This is a genomic window from Streptococcus sp. Marseille-P7376, assembly GCF_902460385.1.
Taxonomy (GTDB): domain Bacteria; phylum Bacillota; class Bacilli; order Lactobacillales; family Streptococcaceae; genus Streptococcus; species Streptococcus sinensis.
This window is the reverse complement of sequence record NZ_CABPTS010000001.1, coordinates 157,678-177,520: the sequence shown is the minus strand read 5'-3', so window position 1 is coordinate 177,520 and position 19,843 is coordinate 157,678. Positions and strand designations below refer to the sequence as shown.

Below are 19,843 nucleotides of genomic sequence, written 5' to 3'. Positions count from 1 at the left end.
CTATAAAATTAGTAAAATTTTACTAAATTTATTGAAATTTTACTCAAAAACAGGTATAATAAAGAAAACGATTACAAAGTCGATCATTCATTTTAAAGGAGTTTAGCTTATGTCAAACCTAATTTCAGCGGAGCAAGTCCGCGCAGATTTTGCCAAAGTTTTTGGAGTAGAAGCGGATCACACATTCTTTTCACCTGGTCGAATCAATCTGATTGGTGAGCATACGGACTATAACGGCGGCCATGTCTTTCCTGCAGCAATTTCCCTAGGAACTTATGGAGCGGCTCGCAAGCGGGACGATCAGCTCTTGCGATTCTTCTCAGGGAATTTTGAAGAAAAAGGGATTATTGAAGTGCCGTTGGAAAACCTGCACTTTGAGCCTGAGCATAACTGGACCAACTATCCGAAAGGAGTTCTGCATTTTCTGCAGGAGGCGGGTCATAAGACTGACCGAGGAATGGATATCTATGTTTATGGAAATATTCCCAACGGATCGGGCTTGTCTTCTTCTGCATCTCTAGAGCTTTTGACGGGTGTCATTGCTGAGAAACTCTTTGATTTGCAGTTGGAACGTCTGGACCTAGTGAAAATTGGTAAATTGACTGAGAATGAATTTATCGGGGTTAATTCTGGTATTATGGATCAGTTCGCTATCGGAATGGGAGCTGACCAGCGGGCTATTTACCTTGACACCAATACTCTTGAATATGACTTGGTGCCGCTTGATCTCAAGGAAAATGTCGTAGTGATTATGAATACCAACAAGCGTCGGGAATTGGCGGATTCTAAGTACAATGAACGCCGTGCTGAGTGTGAAAAAGCTGTTGAAGAGCTCAATCGTAAGCTGTCTATCGCAACCTTAGGCGAGTTGGATGAGTGGGCCTTTGATGAGTATAGCTATCTGATAGAGGACGAAAATCGTCTCAAACGAGCTCGCCATGCTGTTTTAGAAAATCAACGTACTTTGCAAGCACGGGCAGCTTTGCAGACAGGCGATCTTGAAAAGTTTGGCCGTCTCATGAATGCTTCCCACGTTTCATTGGAGCATGACTATGAAGTGACTGGTCTAGAGCTGGATACCTTGGTTCATACGGCCTGGGAGCAAGATGGTGTTCTAGGGGCTCGTATGACTGGGGCTGGCTTCGGTGGCTGCGCCATTGCTTTAGTTGCTAAGGATGGGGTGGAATCTTTCAAAGAAAATGTCGGCCGCAAGTATCAAGAAGTTGTCGGCTATGCCCCTAGCTTCTACATTGCAGAAGTAGCTGGCGGAAGCCGAGTGCTGGATTAAATGGCAGAAAAGAAACTTGGGCTGACAGTAATGCCAGCCCTTTACTAGCAAGAGAAAGGAAGAACTATGCCCAAGAAGTTACTGGATGCTTTTGTATCAGCAGTGATTGACAATAGCACTTTTGAGGAAATGGACGCCATTTATCTAAGCAATCGTGTCATGGCTCTGGTTGGAGAGACAGTGGCTGAGCAGGAGACGACGGCTGAGCAGTTAATTGACCTGAAGGATGACTTGGTAGCTGTAGCTATGAAGAATGGGAAGATTGGTGATACTCTGGCTGAGCAGGATGTACTGGGAGCTGAGCTCATGAACTTGATTACCCCTGCCCCTAGCCAGCTCAATCGGGACTTCTGGACGACTTATGCCTCCAATCCCGAGCAAGCTGTAGCTGATTTTTACCAGCTTAGTCAAAAAAATGACTATATCAAGGTCAAGGCTATTGCTAAAAACATTGCTTTCAAAGCACCGACTGAATATGGAGATTTGGAAATCACTATCAATCTTTCCAAGCCGGAAAAGGATCCCAAGGAAATTGCGGCAGCTAAAAAGGCTAAGAATAGTAATTATCCAGCCTGCCAGCTTTGCATGGAAAATGAAGGCTACCAAGGCCGCTTGGACCACCCAGCCCGAGCCAACCATCGGATTATTCGCTTCGATTTGGCCGGACAGGAGTGGGGCTTCCAGTATTCGCCCTATGCCTACTTTAATGAACATTGCATCTTTCTGCACAGTCAGCACCTTCCCATGTCTATTAGTCAGCTGACCTTTGAGCGCTTGCTGGACATCGTTGAGACTTTTCCGGGTTATTTTGCTGGCTCAAATGCCGATCTGCCCATTGTCGGCGGCTCTATCCTGACCCACGACCACTATCAGGGCGGACGTCATACTTTCCCTATGGAAATAGCAGAGCTGGATTGCAACTTTACTTTTAGCGGATTTGATGAGGTGGAAGCAGGCATTGTCAAGTGGCCCATGTCCGTCATTCGGCTGAGATCTGAGAAGAAGGAACAGTTGATTGAGTTGGCTGACAAGATCTTGCAGGCTTGGCGGACTTATTCTGACCCTAGTGTGCATGTGTTGGCAGAGTCTGAGGGTGAGTCACATCACACTATCACACCGATTGCCCGCAGAAAAGATAGATTTTTTGAGCTAGACTTGGTCTTGCGGGACAATCAAACGTCGCCGGAACATCCAGACGGCGTTTATCACCCTCATGCAGATGTGCAGCATATTAAGAAAGAAAATATCGGCCTGATTGAGGTTATGGGACTGGCTATTCTACCGCCTCGGCTCAAGGAAGAACTCAAGCAGGTAGAACTTTTCTTGCTGGGAGAAGACTGTCAGGTTGCTGCCTATCATCAGGAATGGGCCAGTCAACTCAAAGACCAGAATCCAGATGTTACCGCTGAGACGGTGGAAGGAGTAGTTCAGGCCTCGGTTGGACAAATTTTCAGCCGTGTGTTGGAAGACGCGGGAGTCTACAAGCGAACAGAGGAAGGGCAGGAGGCTTTCATGCGCTTTGTCAAATCCGTCGGCATCCAGCCCTAGGAAATGTGTTATAATGAATCTAGCGTAACAGGGAAAGGAAGTTTTATGGCAATTTTAGTATTAGGTGGAGCTGGCTATATCGGCTCGCACATGGTAGACCGTCTGGTAGCGGCAGGCAAGGAAGAGGTAGTTGTCGTTGATAATTTGGTGACTGGTCATCGGGCAGCCGTCCATCCGAAAGCAGTCTTTTATGAGGGGGATTTGGCGGATAAGGACTTTATGCGTGATGTCTTTGCCAAACATCCATCTATCGATGCAGTCATTCACTTTGCTGCTTTTTCACTGGTGGCAGAGTCTATGTCGGATCCACTCAAGTATTTTGACAATAACACAGCCGGCATGGTTTCTCTTTTGGAGGTCATGCAGGAATGCGGTGTTAAAAATATTGTCTTTTCTTCGACAGCGGCGACTTATGGTATTCCTGAGGAAGTTCCGATTCTGGAAACGACTCCGCAAAAGCCTATCAATCCTTATGGTGAGAGCAAACTCATGATGGAGACCATTATGCGTTGGGCAGACCAGGCCTATGGCATCAAGTTTGTAGCCCTGCGTTATTTCAATGTGGCTGGTGCTAAGCCTGATGGCTCTATCGGTGAGGACCACGGACCCGAAACTCATCTCTTGCCGATTGTGCTTCAGGTTGCTCAGGGCAAACGTGAGAAGATTTCTGTCTTTGGCGATGACTACGACACTCCTGATGGGACTAATGTTCGCGATTATGTCCATCCTTTCGACCTAGCTGACGCTCATATTTTAGCGGTTGAGCATCTGCGTGCCGGTCAGCCTTCGGATGCTTTTAATCTTGGCTCCTCGACTGGCTTTTCTAACCTGCAAATTGTAGAAGCAGCTCGCAAGGTGACCGGACATCCGATTCCTTTGGAAATAGCAGAGCGGCGCCCAGGTGATCCGGATACGCTGATTGCTTCCTCTGAGAAAGCAAGAAGGGTTCTGGGCTGGCAGCCGAAATTTGACAATATCGAAACCATCATTGAAACCGCTTGGAAATGGCATTCCAGCCATCCAAATGGCTATGATGATAGAGGATAAACTGACAAACCAGCAAGAAAAGCTGGTTTTTTTCTTGCTTTTTGAATCAGATTATGGTTAAATTTTATAAAGAAACAACTGTTGCGCAACGATTGTGTTAGAAAGGGATATCAATGCCTCCAAAAAATAAATTTACTAAAGAAGAAATAATTGAAGCTTGTTTAGATCTTGTTCGAGAAGAGGGGAGGTCGGCTGTCACGGCACGAGCTGTTGCTGCTAAATTAAAGTCCTCTTCTAAGGTCATTTTTGGTCTCTTTGATAACATGGAAGAGTTGAGCAAAGCAATCGTCATTGCTGCTGAGAAGACCTTTGTCAGACAAGTTGAAATCGCATTACAGGAAGAAAAAGCCTTCCGTGCTGTTGGGATTACTTATATCCAATTTGCAGCTGAGGAGCCCCAGCTTTTTCAATTGATTTTTATGAATGAGCCTGAGCGTCACATTGACAAGTTTGCTGACTTTTTGCCAATCAAAGATTACAGTTATGAAAAAATGATTCGGTCTATTCAAGAGGAATATGGACTCTCAAGACAACTGTCAGAGCAGCTCTACCAACATCTATTTATTTACTCACACGGAATTGCCAGTATGACTGCTGCAGGAATCTATCGATTTTCATCAGCAGAACTGCTGCCTATGCTGACACAAGTATTTACAGCTTTTATAAAAGAATTATTGGGAGGAAATCATGATTGAACTAAAGGAAGTTAGAAAGTCTTATGGTACCAATGAAATTTTAAAAGGTATTGATTTACAGATTGCAGACCAAGATTATTTGGTTATTTTGGGAGCTTCTGGCTCAGGTAAATCAACCTTACTCAATATTCTTTCAGGCTTAGAAAAGCCAGATCAGGGCGAGGTTCTATATGATGGAGAAAATATTGCCTCTTTGAGCGAAAGCCAGCTGACAAAGTTTCGTAAGGAACAGGTTGCTTTCATTTTCCAACAATATTATCTATTGCAAGAGCTGACAGTAGAGCAGAATGTTAAAATGGGAGCCCACCTAGCAAATAATCAAGATTACCTGCCAATTCTTGAAGCAATGGGGCTTAGGGACAAACTTCACCAATATCCTAGTGAATTATCAGGAGGAGAGCAGCAGCGCGTGGCTATTGCCAGAGCCTTAGCGAAGAAACCACGGGTCCTTTTTCTTGATGAACCAACAGGAGCTTTAGATGAAGCGACTGGTCGCCAGATTCTTTCCTACGTTGCTCAAATGAAAGAAGAACTTGGTTTTACTCTGGTAATGGTCACTCATAATGAGCATATCGCTCAGCTAGCTAAGACAGTTGTCAAGATAAACAGCGGAAAAATCCAAGAGATTTTGGTTAATGAAGAGCCAAAAAGCGTAGAAGAGATTGGATGGTAGGCTATGGTAATCGGTATTAAGGATTTACGCAAGCTGTTTGTTGTATCAATAATCAGTTTTTGTGCGGTGTTAGTTTCTACTTTATTTGTCAATTTTTATATTGATCTTCAAGCAATCAATATTGAGAAGTTATCTCAACCTGCTAAGGCCTACTATGATGCTCAAGTCCTCATTGCTAAATTTGTTTCCTTGGTGAGTGGAGGTGTTCTCTCTTTCTTAGCAGTTTTGCTTTTATTCTTTTATATCAAGCAGTTTATTGATAGTCATAAAGAGGAGCTAGGAATTCTCAAAGCTTTAGGCTACCAAAATTTCGAATTGGCCAAGCATTTCTGGGTCTTTAGCTTTTCGGTTTTTCTAGGAACGTTCCTTGGTTTCGGAGCTTCATTCTTCTTTATGCAGGATTTTTATGATTTGCGAAATCAAAAATCTCTGCTGCCTCTTATTAACATTCATTTTCATTGGGAATTGCTGGGGGCTTTAGTTGTCTTGCCGACCCTTATTTTTGCTCTATTAGGGATTGGCTACGCTGCTATTAAACTAAATCAACCGAGTCTCTATTTGCTGAGGAGACTAGAATTGACGCGGGTCAAGCATAAGCGTCACAAGGTAAAATCTGACCGACCATTTTTGAAAGAGCTGAGTGCAGTTCATTTTTATCAACGGAAACTTCTGATTTTCTTTGTCATTTTTGCAGCTTTTTCCTTTGCAGCCATGATGCAACTTTCCTTTGGAATGAAAGAGTTTATTGATGGCAGTATTCAAGCCATGATGATGGGTATAGGGCTTGTGTTGTCACTTTCAGTTTTGCTGCTTTGTTTAGGAACGGTTGTTCAAGAAAATAAAGCTAGTCTAGCTCTGATGAAGGCCTTTGGCTATAGTCAAAAGGAATGTTATCAAGTTATTCTAGCCAGATATCGAGTAGTGGCTTATCTAGGCTTTGTCTTAGGAACAGCTTATCAATACGGAATCATGAAATTATTGCTTAAAGTCATTGTAAAAGATGTTCAAGGCGTGCCTGATTACTCATTTGATATGCAGCTTTGCTTCCTTGTTTTTTTAGCTTTCGTAATGGTTTATGAATTTCTTGTCGCTTATTATTTCCGAGCTATTAGACGATTGAGTCTTAAAGAAGTCATGCTAGCTGAATAAGAAACCTCATCTCGCTTTTATGCAGGAAAAACCTGTATGAAAGCCTTTTTTATGCTATAATGATGAAAAAGTATGAGGAGAAAATGATGAATCAAACTGTTCAATATTTACAAGAATTAACGGCTATCCCTTCCCCAACAGGCTTTACGGCTGAGGTGGCAGACTATTTGGTACACACGCTAGAAGGATTGGGCTATGAGCCTGTTCGGACCAATAAAGGCGGCGTTCATGTCGTGGTGAAGGGCGAAAATGATGTCCAACATCGGGTCGTGACGGCCCATGTGGATACTCTGGGAGCTATCGTGCGTGCGGTCAAGCCAGACGGTCGGCTCAAACTGGATCGAATTGGCGGTTTCCCTTGGAATATGATTGAGGGAGAAAACTGTCTGGTTCATGTGGCCAGCAGTGGCAAGACTATCAGCGGTACAATCTTAGTTCACCAAACTTCCTGCCATGTCTATAAGGATGCTGGGACGGTTGAGCGGACTCAGGACAATATGGAAGTGCGTTTGGACGAAAAGGTGATGAGTGAGAAAGAAACGCGGGATTTAGGAATCGAAGTAGGTGATTTTATTTCCTTTGATCCGCGTACCACAGTTACCGAGTCATGCTTTATCAAGTCCCGTTTTCTGGATGATAAGGTCAGCGCAGCTATTTTGCTCAATCTTTTGCGCATTTATAAAGAGGAAAATATTCAGCTGCCAGTGACGACTCACTTTGCCTTCAGTGTCTTTGAGGAAGTCGGCCACGGAGCCAATTCCAGCCTGCCAGAGCAAGCGGTAGAGTATTTGGCGGTTGATATGGGGGCTATGGGTGACGATCAACAGACGGATGAGTATACGGTTTCCATCTGTGTCAAGGATGCTTCAGGACCTTATCACTATGGTTTCCGCCAGCATTTAGTTAATTTAGCCAAGGAGCAGAATATTCCTTACAAACTGGACATTTATCCGTTCTACGGGTCGGATGCCTCTGCAGCCATGAGTGCAGGAGCAGAAGTCAAGCATGCCCTGCTAGGCGCTGGCATCGAATCCAGCCACTCTTATGAGCGTACCCATATTGATTCAGTTGTCGTGACAGAGCGCATGGTGGATGCTTATCTAAGAAGTGGATTGGTGGAGTAAAAGTAGGACATCTAAGCTGGATAAAACACAAAAAATCTGAGTATCACAATAGAAATCAGATAGTTGTTTTGTTCAAGTGATTGGTTTTTTGTAGAGGTTGAAACCAGATTAAAGATATTTGGAAAGTTACGATGTTGGTGTATTTGAAAAAAATTCTTCTATTTTTATTTATTACAATTATAACTGCTCTAGTTTTCATCTTCACTTATCATCAAATCTGCCTGACTAAAGAGCAGAAATTGCTTGATAAACCCGCAGGTCGCCTGGTTCAAGTAGACGGCAAGAATATGAATGTCTATGTAACTGGTCAGGGAGAAAAGACGCTGGTTTTTTTGGCGGGCGGTGGCACAACGTCCCCCATTCTCGACTTTAAGACCCTTTATTCAAAATTGGAACAAGATCATCGCATAGTTGTGGTCGAACGCTTGGGCTATGGCTTCAGCGATGACAGCGAAGGGGATAGTAGAGATATTGACACGGTACTTGCCCAGACGAGGCAGGCTTTAAAAAAGGCTGAAATCAAGGGTCCATATACATTGGTAGCTCACTCTATGGCTGGACTAGAAGCGCTTCATTGGGTTGCAAAATATCCTGAAGAAGTCCAAGGCATTATCGGACTGGATATAGCCTTGCCAAGTTCTTACACCAACCTAAGCCTTTACCCCTTGGTTTATAAAGGCTTACAAATGGCTGCTAATTTAGGCTTAAGTCGGGTATTTTATGATGTTGACAAGCAAGTTCCCGCTCTTGCGGCTGGTGATTTGACAGCAGAAGAAAAGCAGGTATACAAGGCTCTTTTCTATCGTCGTCCATTGTCAAATGCTGTTTATGAAGAGGTCATGCAGGTTAAGCAAAATGCTGAGGCAGTTTCTAGAGAAAAGCTTCCTGAACTACCGATCTTACTCTTTTCTTCAAATGGCCAAGGGACTGGTTATAGTCAGGAAGAATGGCAGAGCTTCCAGAAGGATTTTGTAGCGCAGCATCCACAGACAGAGCTGATTCTACTGGACTGCCCTCACTATGTGCATGATTATGCCAGTGATGAGTTGTCAGAAAAAATAAAGCAGTTTCTAAAATAGCAAGTTTTATAGGAGCTTGAAATACTAGAAAAACGAGAAGGAAAGATTCCCTCTCGTTTTTGAATATACAGATTATTTGACAGACCAGACACTGACTGACTTTTCTTCCACTGGAAATTCTCCCCAGCCTTCGTCGTCAATCGTCACGATTTGAGAGCTGTTGTCCAGAGAATCGCTGAATTCTCTGCCAGCCCATTCTGAACCGACCAGCATACGTTTGCTGCTTGTTTGGTCATTGCTGACAACAACAGCGATTGGCTGACCCCCGTCCTTGCCCTGACGAGTCCAGCCGATACAGTTAGCATCGTCAAAGTAGTCAGTCTGCTCGCCGTAAGCTAGATTGAGGCGGGCATCCAAAAGCTTGTCCAGCACATCCTGAAAACTCTCCTGAGCAAACTGGCCCTCAATGCCATAGTAGTCTCCGTAAAAGACACAAGGAAGTCCAGCTTCTCGTAGAAGGATGAGAGCATAGGCTGCTGGCTTGAACCATTCTTCGACAGTGGACTCCAAAGCCTGCCCCCGCTGAGTATCGTGATTGTCCACGAAGGTCACGGCTGACTCAGGATGATTTTTTGCCAGAGTATGGTCAAAAATGGTCCGTAAGTCATAGTCTGATCCAGCTCTGCTGGCATCAAAGAAGTTGTGGTGGAGCTTGACATCGACAAGGTCAAAGCGATAGTCAATACTTTCTAGATACTCGTTATTGGCTGTCTCATCGCCATTCCAAAATTCTCCAAAGACATAGAAATCATCGCCATATTTTTCAGTAATATCACGGATGAAATTCTTCATAAAGAAGGAGTCAATGTGCTTGACAGCATCCAAACGAAAACCTTGGACTCCAGTTGTTTCGATAAACCAGTGAGCCCAGTCATAGAGATTTTGAATGACCTCTGGATGTTTGAAGTCAATATCGGCGTACATGAGATAGTCATAGTTGCCGTTTTCATTGTCCACCAGCTCATCATCCGCCCAGCCTTTATTGTCTCCTTGGATGAGGTAAATGCCAGACTTATTGTTTTTGGCATCGTAGTCCGTACCGGTGAAGTGATACCAATGCCATTTAAAATCATTGTAGGCTTTATTGCGACCTGGGAAGGTGAATTTAGTCCAGCCTTTGATTTCGAAAGGTTCTGACAAGACCTTTGTTCGGTCGTTAGGATCCACTTCAACGACGGTAAATCGCTCTTTGCAGTCTGCTGCTGCCTTGTGATTAAGTACCACATCGGCCATTGGCTCAATGCCGTTGGCTTTCAAAGTCTGGATAGCTTTTAGGTAGTCTTCCTTAAAACCATATTTTGTTCGGATGGTTCCTTTTTGGTCAAACTCACCCAAGTCGAAGAGGTCATAAACTCCATAGCCAACATCATTTGAACTCGTTGCCTTAAAAGCTGGCGGCATCCAAATTTTGCGAATGCCTTTTGATGCTAGGTTCGGAGCATCCTCCGCCAAGCGATTCCAATGCTGTCCATCATTTGGTAAGTACCATTCAAAATATTGCATTAATGTTTGATTTTCCATACTAGATACCTCACATTCTTAGTGATGGGTCTATTTTACCAAAAGAAGAATGATTACGCAAACGTTTGCGTAAATAATTTTTTACTTTTCTTACTTTTTCCGTAGATAAAAGGAATGTTATATTGAATTTAAAGCGCTTACAGAGTATAATGGACTTATATAAATAAATTTTATATATAAGGAAAGGGAGTCTTTATGAAAAAGAGAAGACTAGTCACATTGCTCCTGCCAAGCTTGCTGTTTGCACCTTTGGTATTGTCACAGGCCGTTCAGGCGGATGAGGTGGCTCAGGCGACCAGTGAGCGTACGGAAAATATTAGTACAGAGGCAGCTACACCTGTCGCTTCTGAGCCTACTTCCTCAGTTCAGCAGCCGGCGATTGTAGAGGTTCAAAGTCAGGCTTCGTCTGAGAGTTCAGCGCCAGAAAAGCAAGAAGAAGCAGTTATTTCAAGTGAAAAACTAGTTGCAAGTCCTGTAACAGCGAGTTCGTCACAGGCTCAGGCACCTTTGGCTTTGGCTCAAGAAGTCAGCTTAGCACCTTCCGCTGTATCAACCGTTGCAAAAGGGCAAGATTTGTCCGCTTATACCGGTAGCCTTTCAAATCCCGCTTTAGCTGATAAGGAACTGTCCTTGCAAGAAGCGGTAGACGAGTTGTTAAACTGGGCAGCCGTCAACAATTCTCAACTGGGTAGCAGTGCTCAGGATAGAGTGAATCTGGCCAAGAGTCTGGGAATGATCGAAAAAGAAGCAGACCTGACAGCCAGCGTGCAGGGAGCTAATCTGCAATCTATGTATGCAGTTGCCAAGCGGTTACATGATGCTTATCGTGCCGAAAAGAAAGCACCGCTCTTTTTGAACGGTCGGGCACAGCCGATTTTCCCATATAGCAGTGGGGAAAAGGAAGACCATGACTATTCTTATGAGAAAAGCGATATCGTTCGTTTTCCTGTCTATGTTGAGACGGATCATGATACGGACGGAGACGGCAAGCGAGATTTAGTCAAGGCTATTGTGCAGCTTCCGAAAGCAGCAGCTAAAGGTGATTTTAAAGCTTCAACGATTTTAGAAGCTCGGCCTTATGTTGCAGGAACTTTGGATGAAAATTATGTAACCTTGGAAAGCCTCAATTTGCCGACTAATGGTTCTTATGACATGAAGAGCTTGCGCAATCGTCCTGCCAAGCGCCAGCCTATTTCCAGTATGAGCAGCGTTGATGCAGCTAAAAAAGCCAAGGCATCAGATTGGTATTACTATAGTCCTTATGAAGGGATTTATGACTACGAAGATTTGAACTGGTATGATTATTTCCTAGTGCGGGGCTATGCTTTTATTTCCAGTGCTGGTCTGGGAACCAAAGGTTCAGAAGGCTTTAATACAACTGGCTCTGATTTGGAAATCGAAGCATTTAAGAATATTATCGAATGGGTCAATGGCAAACGCAAGGCCTATACAGACAGAACCAGCAATATTGAAATCAAAGCTGACTGGGCAAATGGCAAGGTCGGCATGACTGGTCTATCTTGGGCCGGTACGACAACTTTCGGTGTAGCAACGACTGGGGTGGAAGGCTTGAAAACGATTGTTCCAGCCGCAGGAATTGCCAGCTGGTATGATTATTTCAATAGTCAGGGGACAGCTTATACTAATCCGCCTTACAGTGACCTATCTTGGCTCTCACTTTATGTCTCCACACGGATTTTAGATCAGGATGATTGGGCCACTATCTGGAACAAGTACGCCGATTATATCAATCAGCTAAATAAGGACCAAAATGCCCACGGCCGCAATTACAGTCAGGTTTGGCGGGAACGGGATTATACCCTGCATCCAGAAAAGATAAAGACCAGTGCCCTGCTAGTGCATGGTTTAAATGATGACAATGTTAAAACCAAACAGTTCGAGCTTATGTACGATGCCTTGAAGAAAGCCGGCCAGAATGTAAAACTCTATCTCCATCAGGGAGACCATGTCAATCCGGCAGCTATTTCTAGAGGCTATGGTATTACAGCTAATAAGCAGGATTTCTATGACTTGCTCAATACTTGGTTCTCACATTACCTCTATGATGTCGAAAACGATGTCAGCAAACTCCCTCCTGTTTTGGCACAAAACAACTATGATCCAAATAAATGGACCAGTTACGATAACTGGAAAAGTAGCAATCGTATGATTCTGACAGCCCAGTCCAAACGCTTGGAAGAAACGATTTCTAGTGACTATGCGGGGGCAGGGATTGACACTAGCAAGCGAGATGAAACGGTCAGTCAAGCTTCTTCCAAAGCGAATCTGACCTTTGTAACAGATGTCAAAGAGGATCTGACCATCAAAGGCCATATTCCTGTCCATTTCAAGGCAGCTCTGGCCAAGGGCAGCGGTAGAAATCTGCAGGTTAATGCGCTCTTGGTAGACGTATCAGACCAAGAATTTGATGTGGTCGGAAATGGTGCTGCTAGCGATGACAGCCAGACAGGTGGCTTCTGGATGGGCAGCAATCTCAGCAATCTGGATATTAAAAACTTTGCGACAACCAAAACCAAATACAAGGTGATTGCTAAAGGCTGGCTAAACTTAGCTAATCCAGAATCAGGCTATACACCATCCAGCTCGGAAAAGAGCATTAAGCCAAAAGTTGGCCAATTCCACGATTATACGATGTATTTGCAGCCGAATCTTTATACTGTGAAAAAAGGTCATAAGCTGGCTCTGGTTCTCAATACTTACGACCCTAGCGACCTCACGATTAAGCGTCAGTATGCAGTGACTTTCAAGACGGACTCCATCAGTGCGCTGTTGCCAACTGTGGAAGCGACTCGTTCGCAGAAGGCTACCTATGTACCAAATGCTCTTGATACCGAATATGCGAAATTGCCTGAGATTATTGGGGAAAAATTAGTTGCACCAGAAATCACAGAAGTTCCAGAATATATCTTTGACAGGAAAGAGCAGAAGGAAAGCCCGTCAGTTGACTTGAAGGTTCGCTATGCAGGACACTATGATCGGGGGACAGTCCAAGTGCAGCAATTAGCAAGTCATCAAGCTCAGCAAGCACCAGCTACCTTACCTAAAACGGGTAGCAATCCAGCAAAAGGAATGCTCCATCTTGGCTTGGCTCTGCTTTTCAGCACACTAGGTATGTCTAGCCTTGCTAAGAAATATTCTCATCGTTAACAGTCACTATTTAAAAGCAGCCAGAAATTCATAATTAGGTGAAGTTTGGCTGCTTTTGCCTTATCGTCTTTTAGCTGGACTCGACTTTCACTTAGATTTGATGTAAGGAGTGCCGGCAATATAGGGGTAGAAAGAATGAAAAATCATATTCAAGATATTTTTGACCAAAGTATGGCGATTGAAAGTTTTACCCATACTGGTTCTGAGCGGGAGATTGAAGCCTTTCTTCAGGAGCGAATAGGAGAGATTCCTTATTTTCAGGAGCATCCTGAGCTGTTTGGCTGCTATCAGATTCCAAATGATTTTTATAACCGCAGTGTCAATTGGGCTTTGGTCAAGCAGGATACGGCTGACACCGTAATTCTTTTTCATCATCATGATACAGTGGATATTGAGGATTTTGGCAGTCTCAAAGACTGGGCTTTTGATAATCAGGCCCTGAAAGAAAAATTACCCTCCATTTCTTCACATTCAGAACTTTTAGCGGATATTGCGTCTGACAAGTGGCAGTTTGGTCGGGGCTCTTGCGACATGAAAGCTGCTCTGGCCTTGCAGCTAGGAGTGGTGGAAGCATACAGTCAAAGACAGTCTGGTCATGTCAATTTGCTCTATCTGTCTGTCGGGGATGAGGAGTCCTATTCCCAAGGTATGCGGGCAGCAACAGCCCTGCTTGCTGAATTGAAGGAGCGCTTCCAACTTCATTACCTTCTGGCTGTAGATTCTGAGCCTTTTGAAAGCCCGTCAGCGGAGGAAAAGGTGCTTCATATAGGAACAGTTGGCAAGTTGATGCCAGTTGTCGTGACTCAGGGCATCCTTTCTCACATGAAAGAGCCACTCAAGGGGATCAATGCCCTGTCCTTGCTAGCCAAGGTTGCTGAAAAAATTGACCTTAATCCGGCTCTGTCTGACATGGCCTACGGAGAACGTTCGCCTTTGCCATCTTGGTCCTATCTGCGCGATTTGAAGGAAAATTACGATGTGTCAACTGTGCTGCGTGCTGCAGGTTATTTCAGCGTCCTTTATCTAGAAAAGAGTCCAAGTGAGCTGCTGGCGACCATAAAGAATCTCAGTCAGGAAGCAGTGGATGGCTTTTATCAAAACTACTGTCAATTGCAGAAAGTTTATGAAGAAAGCAAGCTTGTACCGAAACCGCACGTGCTGACCTATCAGGAATTACTGCAAGAATGCCAAGAAAAAATCGGTTTTGAAGAAATTTTGAAGCAGATTTATGAGGAAGCACAGCAAGCCTTGCAAGAAGGCTCATCCTATCAGGAAATCAGCATTCAAAATATCCAGAAAGTTTTAGATTTCTACGACCGTAAGGAAGCTTTGGTTGTCTTAGCGATCGCGCCGCCTTACTATCCACCCATGAATTGTCGCCGCTTGTCAGATAGTCCGATTATGATTGACAAGATCATTCAACTTTATCGGGATTATCTGGACAAGGAAGCTGGCTGTCAGCTCCAAGTGGACGAATTCTTCATGGGAATTTGTGACCTTAGTTACTGTGCCTTGGAGAAGCCTGCCGCTGAATACCAAGACCTGATTGCTAGTATGCCTGTACCGGAGAATCTTTACCAACTTAATTTTTCGGAAATTGCTTCCAATCATATCCCTGGCATCAATCTAGGCCCATGGGGGAAAGATTTGCATCAGCTGACTGAGCGAGTCTATGAGCAGGATATGCTGGAAACCATTCCTAATTTCCTGCTCTATCTGCTGGAAAATACTCAATCTTTCAAGGTTTAAAGGATGGTTCTGGCTTGTTTTAAAGCAAAATCCGAACTTTTTCGCTCATTTTAAGACAAATAACTTTTAAGATAGTATAATAAGCTCAAAACATAGTAAAGGAGTTTCTCATGATTGAATTTAGAGATATAACAAAAGACTATGATGGCAAGCTGGCGCTTAACCACCTGAATCTGACCTTGGAAAGCGGTGAGATTGTCGGTCTCATCGGTCACAATGGAGCGGGTAAGTCAACAACCATTAAATCCTTGGTCAGCGTCATCAATCCGACACAAGGAAAAATTTTTGTGGACGGCAAGGAGCTATCCAGTAATCGTCTAGAAATCAAGAAAAAAATCGGTTATGTAGCCGATTCTCCTGACCTTTTCTTACGTCTGACAGCCAATGAATTCTGGGAGCTAGTGGCGACTTCCTACGATATGACCACGGCAGAAGTAGAAGCTCGTTTGGGTGAGTTGCTGGCTATTTTTGATTTTGCCGGCCATCGCTATGAAGTGATTGAGTCGTTTTCACACGGTATGCGGCAGAAGGTCTTTGTCATTGGTGCCCTTTTGTCTGATCCAGATATCTGGGTCTTGGATGAGCCTTTGACGGGGCTGGATCCTCAGGCAGCTTTTGATCTAAAGCAGATGATGCGTGAGCATGCTGACAAGGGCAATACAGTTCTTTTTTCAACCCACGTTTTAGAAGTGGCCGAACAGCTATGCGATAAGATTGCCATCCTCAAAAAGGGAGAGCTAATATTCTATGGCACGATTGAAGGATTGAAAGGTCAACATCCCGAACAGTCCCTCGAAGCCATTTACCTAGGTCTGGCTGGCCGCAGAGAAGAGGTGAGTCCAGATGCGCCTTAAAGTGATTAAAAAATTAGTTGATATCAATATCCTCTATGCTATCCAAACTTCTCAGCTGCAACAATACCGCAAGAAGCAGGCAAAGAATCTAGAGGTCAAGGTCAATGTTTCCCTGCAGGCTATTCGAATGTACCTGATTTTGGGTCTGGTCTACCTATTCATCTTTGGTATCATGAGTGCTTTCAATCGCATGGTAGGAAATCCGGGCCTTTTTGCTAATATGGTCTCCATATTTGCTATGTTTTCCATGTCGCAGGGCTTCCTCGTTTTCTATAATGTCTTTTATGAAAGCAAGGATTTGCAGTCCTATCGGCCCTATGCCTTTAGTGAATCAGAAATCATCGTAGGAAAGAGCATCTCTGTTGTTCTGACTCTCTTGATTGCAATTCTGCCGATGTATAGCTATTTCATCGTTCTAGGCCTTCAAGGTGGAAATCCTTTAGTCGGTCTTCCTATGGCCTTGATTTCGATTGTGATTTTAAGTTCGGTTTTGACCTTTGTCATTTTGATTTTGGTGCATTTTATCACCAAGACAGCCTTCTTTAGAAAGTATAAGACCATCCTATCCAATGTGATTCTAGGGCTTGTTTCCCTAGGTTCGGTAGGACTCTATATCTTTATCAATCAGATGAATAGCCGTAGTATCGCAAGTAACACAATGGCCACGCCATATTTCCCGCCAGTTGTGGCCTTTTACGACTTTATTATCAATCCTTTCAGCTTGACTGCGGTTTTAGGAATTTTAGCTTGGCTCGCCGTAGCAGCCTTTCTCTTTTTACTGGTCAAGTTCAAGGTGATACCAGAATTTTATGAGGCAGCCTTGATGACGGGTGCAGCAGGAGGTAAACGCGAACGTGTACATGATATCAACATGGACGAGGCCAAGAATTTCAAGAAGTTTGTCTGGCGCTATCATCTTCGGCTGCTGAGTGAAGGTTCAGTCGTTTTACAGGCTCTCTTTATGTCGGCACTGATTCCCTATATCATTATTTTTAGTATGGTCATGGGAACGATCAATGCAGGCTTGGATATTAGTCCCTTTCTGATTCCACGGTATTTGCTTCCGCTTATCTTTCTATCTATGTTTATCGCTACGCTCAATTCAGGGGGTAATAATCTGACCTCTATCGGTTTATCCTTAGAGAGGGAAAATTTTGATTATCTGAAGGTTTTGCCTTTTGATTTGAGAAAATATATTCGTCTCAAATTCTGGTATCTTTTTGCGATTCAATCCATTTTGCCAGTGATTCTCCTTTTTGTGACCAGTCTTCTATTTCATATCCATCTGGTGATTCTTCATGCTATGCTACTGACTTGGTTTATGGCTAGTCTAGCATGGAGTGCTTGGGGCTATCATCGAGACTATAAACACTTGGTGACCAACTGGTCCAATGTCAACGAGTTGATGAATCGGGATAATAGTATGGGGAAAACGCTGTTGGCTCTCCTATTTACTTTTGGAATTATCATTGTGATAGGGCTTTTCTATATGATTTCCTACTTCCTACCTCTCACCGTCCTTTATTTCCTTTCAGCGGTGCTGATTCTTGTTTCTGGACTCATATCTTATCTGACATACCGAGACTACATGAGGCGACTCGATAAGGAAATCGCCAGTTTTTATTAAAAAGTACTGAGATGCTTAGAAAATATCAGAAATATGAGGTCTTGCAAAACACATTCTGAGTAAAGGCATATTTCAAATAACTATCTCAAAAAGGCTTAGAAGAACGTTTCTAAAAAACGTGTTTCTAGGCCTTTTATGATGATACAAAGATTAGCGTCTTTTGAGTTTTAGAAGCAAGTGTCTCTATCTTCTGTTTTAATTTCAGTTTATCTTCCTGTCACATGATCTCTTACGGAAATGTCAGGGCAATATCTCTTTATTTAGAACAAGGTGATAAAGTATGGTTAAAATGAGCGGACAAAAAACTGCCTTGTTGGCAGCTTTCTACATGAAATAAACAATAGCCAAGTACTGGAGAGCAGAAGCAGCTAGGATGAAGAGATGCCAAATCATGTGGAAGTAGGGCTTCTTTTTAGCATAAAAACCAGCGCCGACTGTGTAACAAAGACCGCCTGCTAGCATGAGTCCCCAAAACACTGGTCCAGTTTGTCCGATAATTTGCGGGATGATAAAGATAACCAGCCAGCCCATAATCAGATAAAGGGCCAGACTGAATTTCTCATTGACTTTTTTGGCAAAGATTTTGTAGAGAATGCCGAAGATAGTCGTGCCCCACTGAATCGCAATAATCAGATAGCCCCGCCAGTCATTCATGAGTGAAAGGACGACGGGAGTATAGCTGCCAGCGATGGCAATGTAGATCATGGAGTGGTCGATAATCCGCAGAATATATTTGTGGGTCGAGCCATAGGACATGGAGTGATAAATGGTGGAGGAGAGAAACATGAGGAAAAGGCTGATGACAAAGATAGAAGTACCGATAGCAGAGACTAGGCCATGCCTTTCATAGCTGTAAACAGCGGAAATCGGAAGGAGAATCAGCATCAAAACAGCTCCGACGGCATGGGTAACAGCATTAGCAATTTCCTCTCCAAAAGAGAGCTTTTTACTGAGTTTAAGCGCGTAGTTCATCGTTATTTTCCTCCTTTTTGGGTACTTGGATAAAGGCTAGGGTTTGCTGGTAGAGCTTGACGGTAAGACAGGCACTGGCAATGATGGGCGTCACTTCAAGTTTCTGTCCATTCATGTAATCCACAAAGTCGTTGTAAAGCTTTTCAGACTGGGTTTGGGCATTCAGCATATCCAAAGTAGCTGCAATATCCTGAATAGAAAAAACAGTTTTTAAGCTTGTAATGGCAATCAAACGGGCAACTTGCTGGCGATTGTATTTTTTCTTTAAGGGTTTATCAAGATAGGCATGTTTAACATAGTTATTAATCATTGATGCGGTCAGTCCTTTGTCCGAAGCGGTGAAAGCAGGCTTGCAGACGTTATTGACATAGAGCAGGACTTGGTCCAAATATAGATCAAGATCAGGTAATTCATCCCATCTTGGAAAAAGAATTGTTGTTTCCAAATTTCAATCTCTCTTATATCTAGTTTTGATAACTAGATAATATCATTTTTAAAAAATAAAGTCAAGAATAAATCCATGTTTGATAAAATCTGCTATAATCATTAATAAAGTAAAGTAGGAATGCAGACTCGCAGTCCAACGTTAGAAAGAGTAAGTATGAAGATTTTAATCCCAACTGCTAAAGAAATGAATGAAAAGCAGAGCTCACTGGGTTACTCCCAGTTAACGCCTAAAAGCAAAATTATAATAGAAGAGTTGTTGAAATTCTCAGCCAAGGAGCTGGAAAAATTATACAAAATCAGTCCGCAAATGGCTGAAATAGAATACCAGCGGATTCAAAATCTGAGCAAAAATGAAGCGGAGACTTACCCAGCTTTGCTCTTATTTGACGGGCTCATGTATCGCAATATCAAGCGAAAAGATTGGACACAAGAGGAAAAATCCTACATTCAAGAGCATTTGCTTTTAACTTCTAGTCTATATGGGGTCATTCCTGCCCTTAGTCCGATTGCCCCTCATCGGCTGGACTTTTTGGTGGGGCTGAAGCCCAATGGTCAAACGCTGAAAAAATTTTGGCAGGACGATTATACAAAAGCAGTAGCGGATGAAGATATGCTGCTTTCTTTGCTGTCTAGTGAATTTGAGGAAGTTTTTGATAAATCAGTCAGAGATAAAATGCTTCGTTTTAAATTCTTAGAGGAAAAGGCTGGCAAACTCAAAAGTCATTCTACCATTTCCAAAAAGGCGCGTGGGCAGTTTCTGACTGCTTTGATGGAAGCGCAGGTCGATAAACTTGAGCAAATCAAACAGCTCTCTTTTGCAGGTTTTGCCTTTCGAGCTGACCTATCGGATGACAAAGAATTCATCTTTGTAAAGGAAGAATAAGAAAAGGCTTCACTTGGAT

Annotated in this window: 16 protein-coding genes; 13 read left to right on the top strand and 3 right to left on the bottom strand. The window is 43.4% G+C overall.

The genetic code is table 11. The features are described from left to right. Positions 1-109: 109 nt before the first annotated feature. The 8 genes from FZ952_RS00710 to FZ952_RS00675 all read left to right on the top strand — a co-directional run bounded on the left by FZ952_RS00710 (position 110) and on the right by FZ952_RS00675 (position 8,603). Entirely contained in the window at positions 110-1,288 is a 1,179-nt protein-coding gene (locus FZ952_RS00710) for a galactokinase (RefSeq protein WP_148880228.1), read from the top strand. 66 nt (positions 1,289-1,354) lie between these two features. After that, a complete protein-coding gene (gene galT / locus FZ952_RS00705) occupies positions 1,355-2,836 on the top strand; it encodes a UDP-glucose--hexose-1-phosphate uridylyltransferase (RefSeq protein ID WP_148880227.1) in 1,482 nt (493 codons plus the stop codon). Between the two features lie 45 nt (positions 2,837-2,881). Next, positions 2,882-3,883, top strand: coding sequence for a UDP-glucose 4-epimerase GalE (galE, locus tag FZ952_RS00700; RefSeq protein WP_187423834.1), 1,002 nt, complete (start codon positions 2,882-2,884; stop codon positions 3,881-3,883). A 113-nt stretch (positions 3,884-3,996) separates the two neighbouring features. Continuing rightward, positions 3,997-4,578: a TetR/AcrR family transcriptional regulator gene (locus tag FZ952_RS00695; protein ID WP_148880225.1), complete on the top strand. Its 582-nt coding sequence runs from the start codon at positions 3,997-3,999 to the stop codon at positions 4,576-4,578. Beyond that, on the top strand, positions 4,571-5,251 hold the full coding sequence (locus tag FZ952_RS00690; protein ID WP_148880224.1) for an ABC transporter ATP-binding protein: 681 nt from the start codon (positions 4,571-4,573) through the stop codon (positions 5,249-5,251). Before FZ952_RS00695 ends, FZ952_RS00690 begins: the two co-directional genes overlap by 8 nt. A gap of 3 nt (positions 5,252-5,254) precedes the next feature. Continuing rightward, complete coding sequence (locus FZ952_RS00685; RefSeq protein ID WP_148880223.1) at positions 5,255-6,400, top strand: FtsX-like permease family protein; 1,146 nt, start codon at positions 5,255-5,257, stop codon at positions 6,398-6,400. Between the two features lie 86 nt (positions 6,401-6,486). Next, entirely contained in the window at positions 6,487-7,524 is a 1,038-nt protein-coding gene (locus FZ952_RS00680) for a M42 family metallopeptidase (RefSeq protein WP_148880361.1), read from the top strand. 239 nt (positions 7,525-7,763) lie between these two features. Next, positions 7,764-8,603: an alpha/beta fold hydrolase gene (locus FZ952_RS00675; RefSeq protein ID WP_262366306.1), complete on the top strand. Its 840-nt coding sequence runs from the start codon at positions 7,764-7,766 to the stop codon at positions 8,601-8,603. Positions 8,604-8,675: 72 nt separating this feature from the next. Here the strand turns inward: FZ952_RS00675 and FZ952_RS00670 are convergent, their stop codons facing one another. Further along, the gene (locus tag FZ952_RS00670) at positions 8,676-10,124 is read right to left on the bottom strand and encodes an alpha-amylase (protein ID WP_148880221.1); all 1,449 of its coding nucleotides are present in this window, start codon (positions 10,122-10,124) and stop codon (positions 8,676-8,678) included. 195 nt (positions 10,125-10,319) lie between these two features. Here FZ952_RS00670 and FZ952_RS00665 point away from each other — a divergent pair, with 195 nt between their 5' ends. The 4 genes from FZ952_RS00665 (at position 10,320) to FZ952_RS00650 (ending at position 17,522) form a co-directional block, all read left to right on the top strand. Beyond that, positions 10,320-13,292 carry a CocE/NonD family hydrolase gene (locus FZ952_RS00665; protein ID WP_148880220.1) on the top strand — a complete coding sequence of 991 codons (2,973 nt, stop codon included), beginning with the start codon at positions 10,320-10,322 and terminating at the stop codon, positions 13,290-13,292. 135 nt (positions 13,293-13,427) lie between these two features. Next, on the top strand, positions 13,428-15,041 hold the full coding sequence (locus FZ952_RS00660) for a M20/M25/M40 family metallo-hydrolase (RefSeq protein WP_148880219.1): 1,614 nt from the start codon (positions 13,428-13,430) through the stop codon (positions 15,039-15,041). Positions 15,042-15,151: 110 nt separating this feature from the next. Next, positions 15,152-15,895 (top strand): ABC transporter ATP-binding protein, encoded by a 744-nt coding sequence (locus FZ952_RS00655; RefSeq protein ID WP_148880218.1) that lies wholly within the window; start codon positions 15,152-15,154, stop codon positions 15,893-15,895. Then, positions 15,885-17,522, top strand: a complete 1,638-nt coding sequence (locus tag FZ952_RS00650) for a hypothetical protein (protein WP_148880217.1) — start codon at positions 15,885-15,887, stop codon at positions 17,520-17,522. Before FZ952_RS00655 ends, FZ952_RS00650 begins: the two co-directional genes overlap by 11 nt. Positions 17,523-17,846: 324 nt before the next feature. On the opposite strand, the gene trhA is transcribed toward FZ952_RS00650, so the two are convergent. Together trhA and FZ952_RS00640 are read right to left on the bottom strand one after the other, a co-directional pair. Next, positions 17,847-18,494 (bottom strand): PAQR family membrane homeostasis protein TrhA, encoded by a 648-nt coding sequence (trhA, locus tag FZ952_RS00645; protein WP_062199357.1) that lies wholly within the window; start codon positions 18,492-18,494, stop codon positions 17,847-17,849. Continuing rightward, on the bottom strand, positions 18,478-18,939 hold the full coding sequence (locus FZ952_RS00640; protein ID WP_148880216.1) for a DUF1836 domain-containing protein: 462 nt from the start codon (positions 18,937-18,939) through the stop codon (positions 18,478-18,480). The genes trhA and FZ952_RS00640 overlap by 17 nt, the downstream gene beginning before the upstream one ends. Before the next feature lie 156 nt (positions 18,940-19,095). On the opposite strand from FZ952_RS00640, the gene yaaA reads away from it, so the two are divergent. Beyond that, positions 19,096-19,824 carry a peroxide stress protein YaaA gene (gene yaaA / locus FZ952_RS00635; protein ID WP_148880215.1) on the top strand — a complete coding sequence of 243 codons (729 nt, stop codon included), beginning with the start codon at positions 19,096-19,098 and terminating at the stop codon, positions 19,822-19,824. The last annotated feature ends 19 nt before the right edge of the window (positions 19,825-19,843 follow it).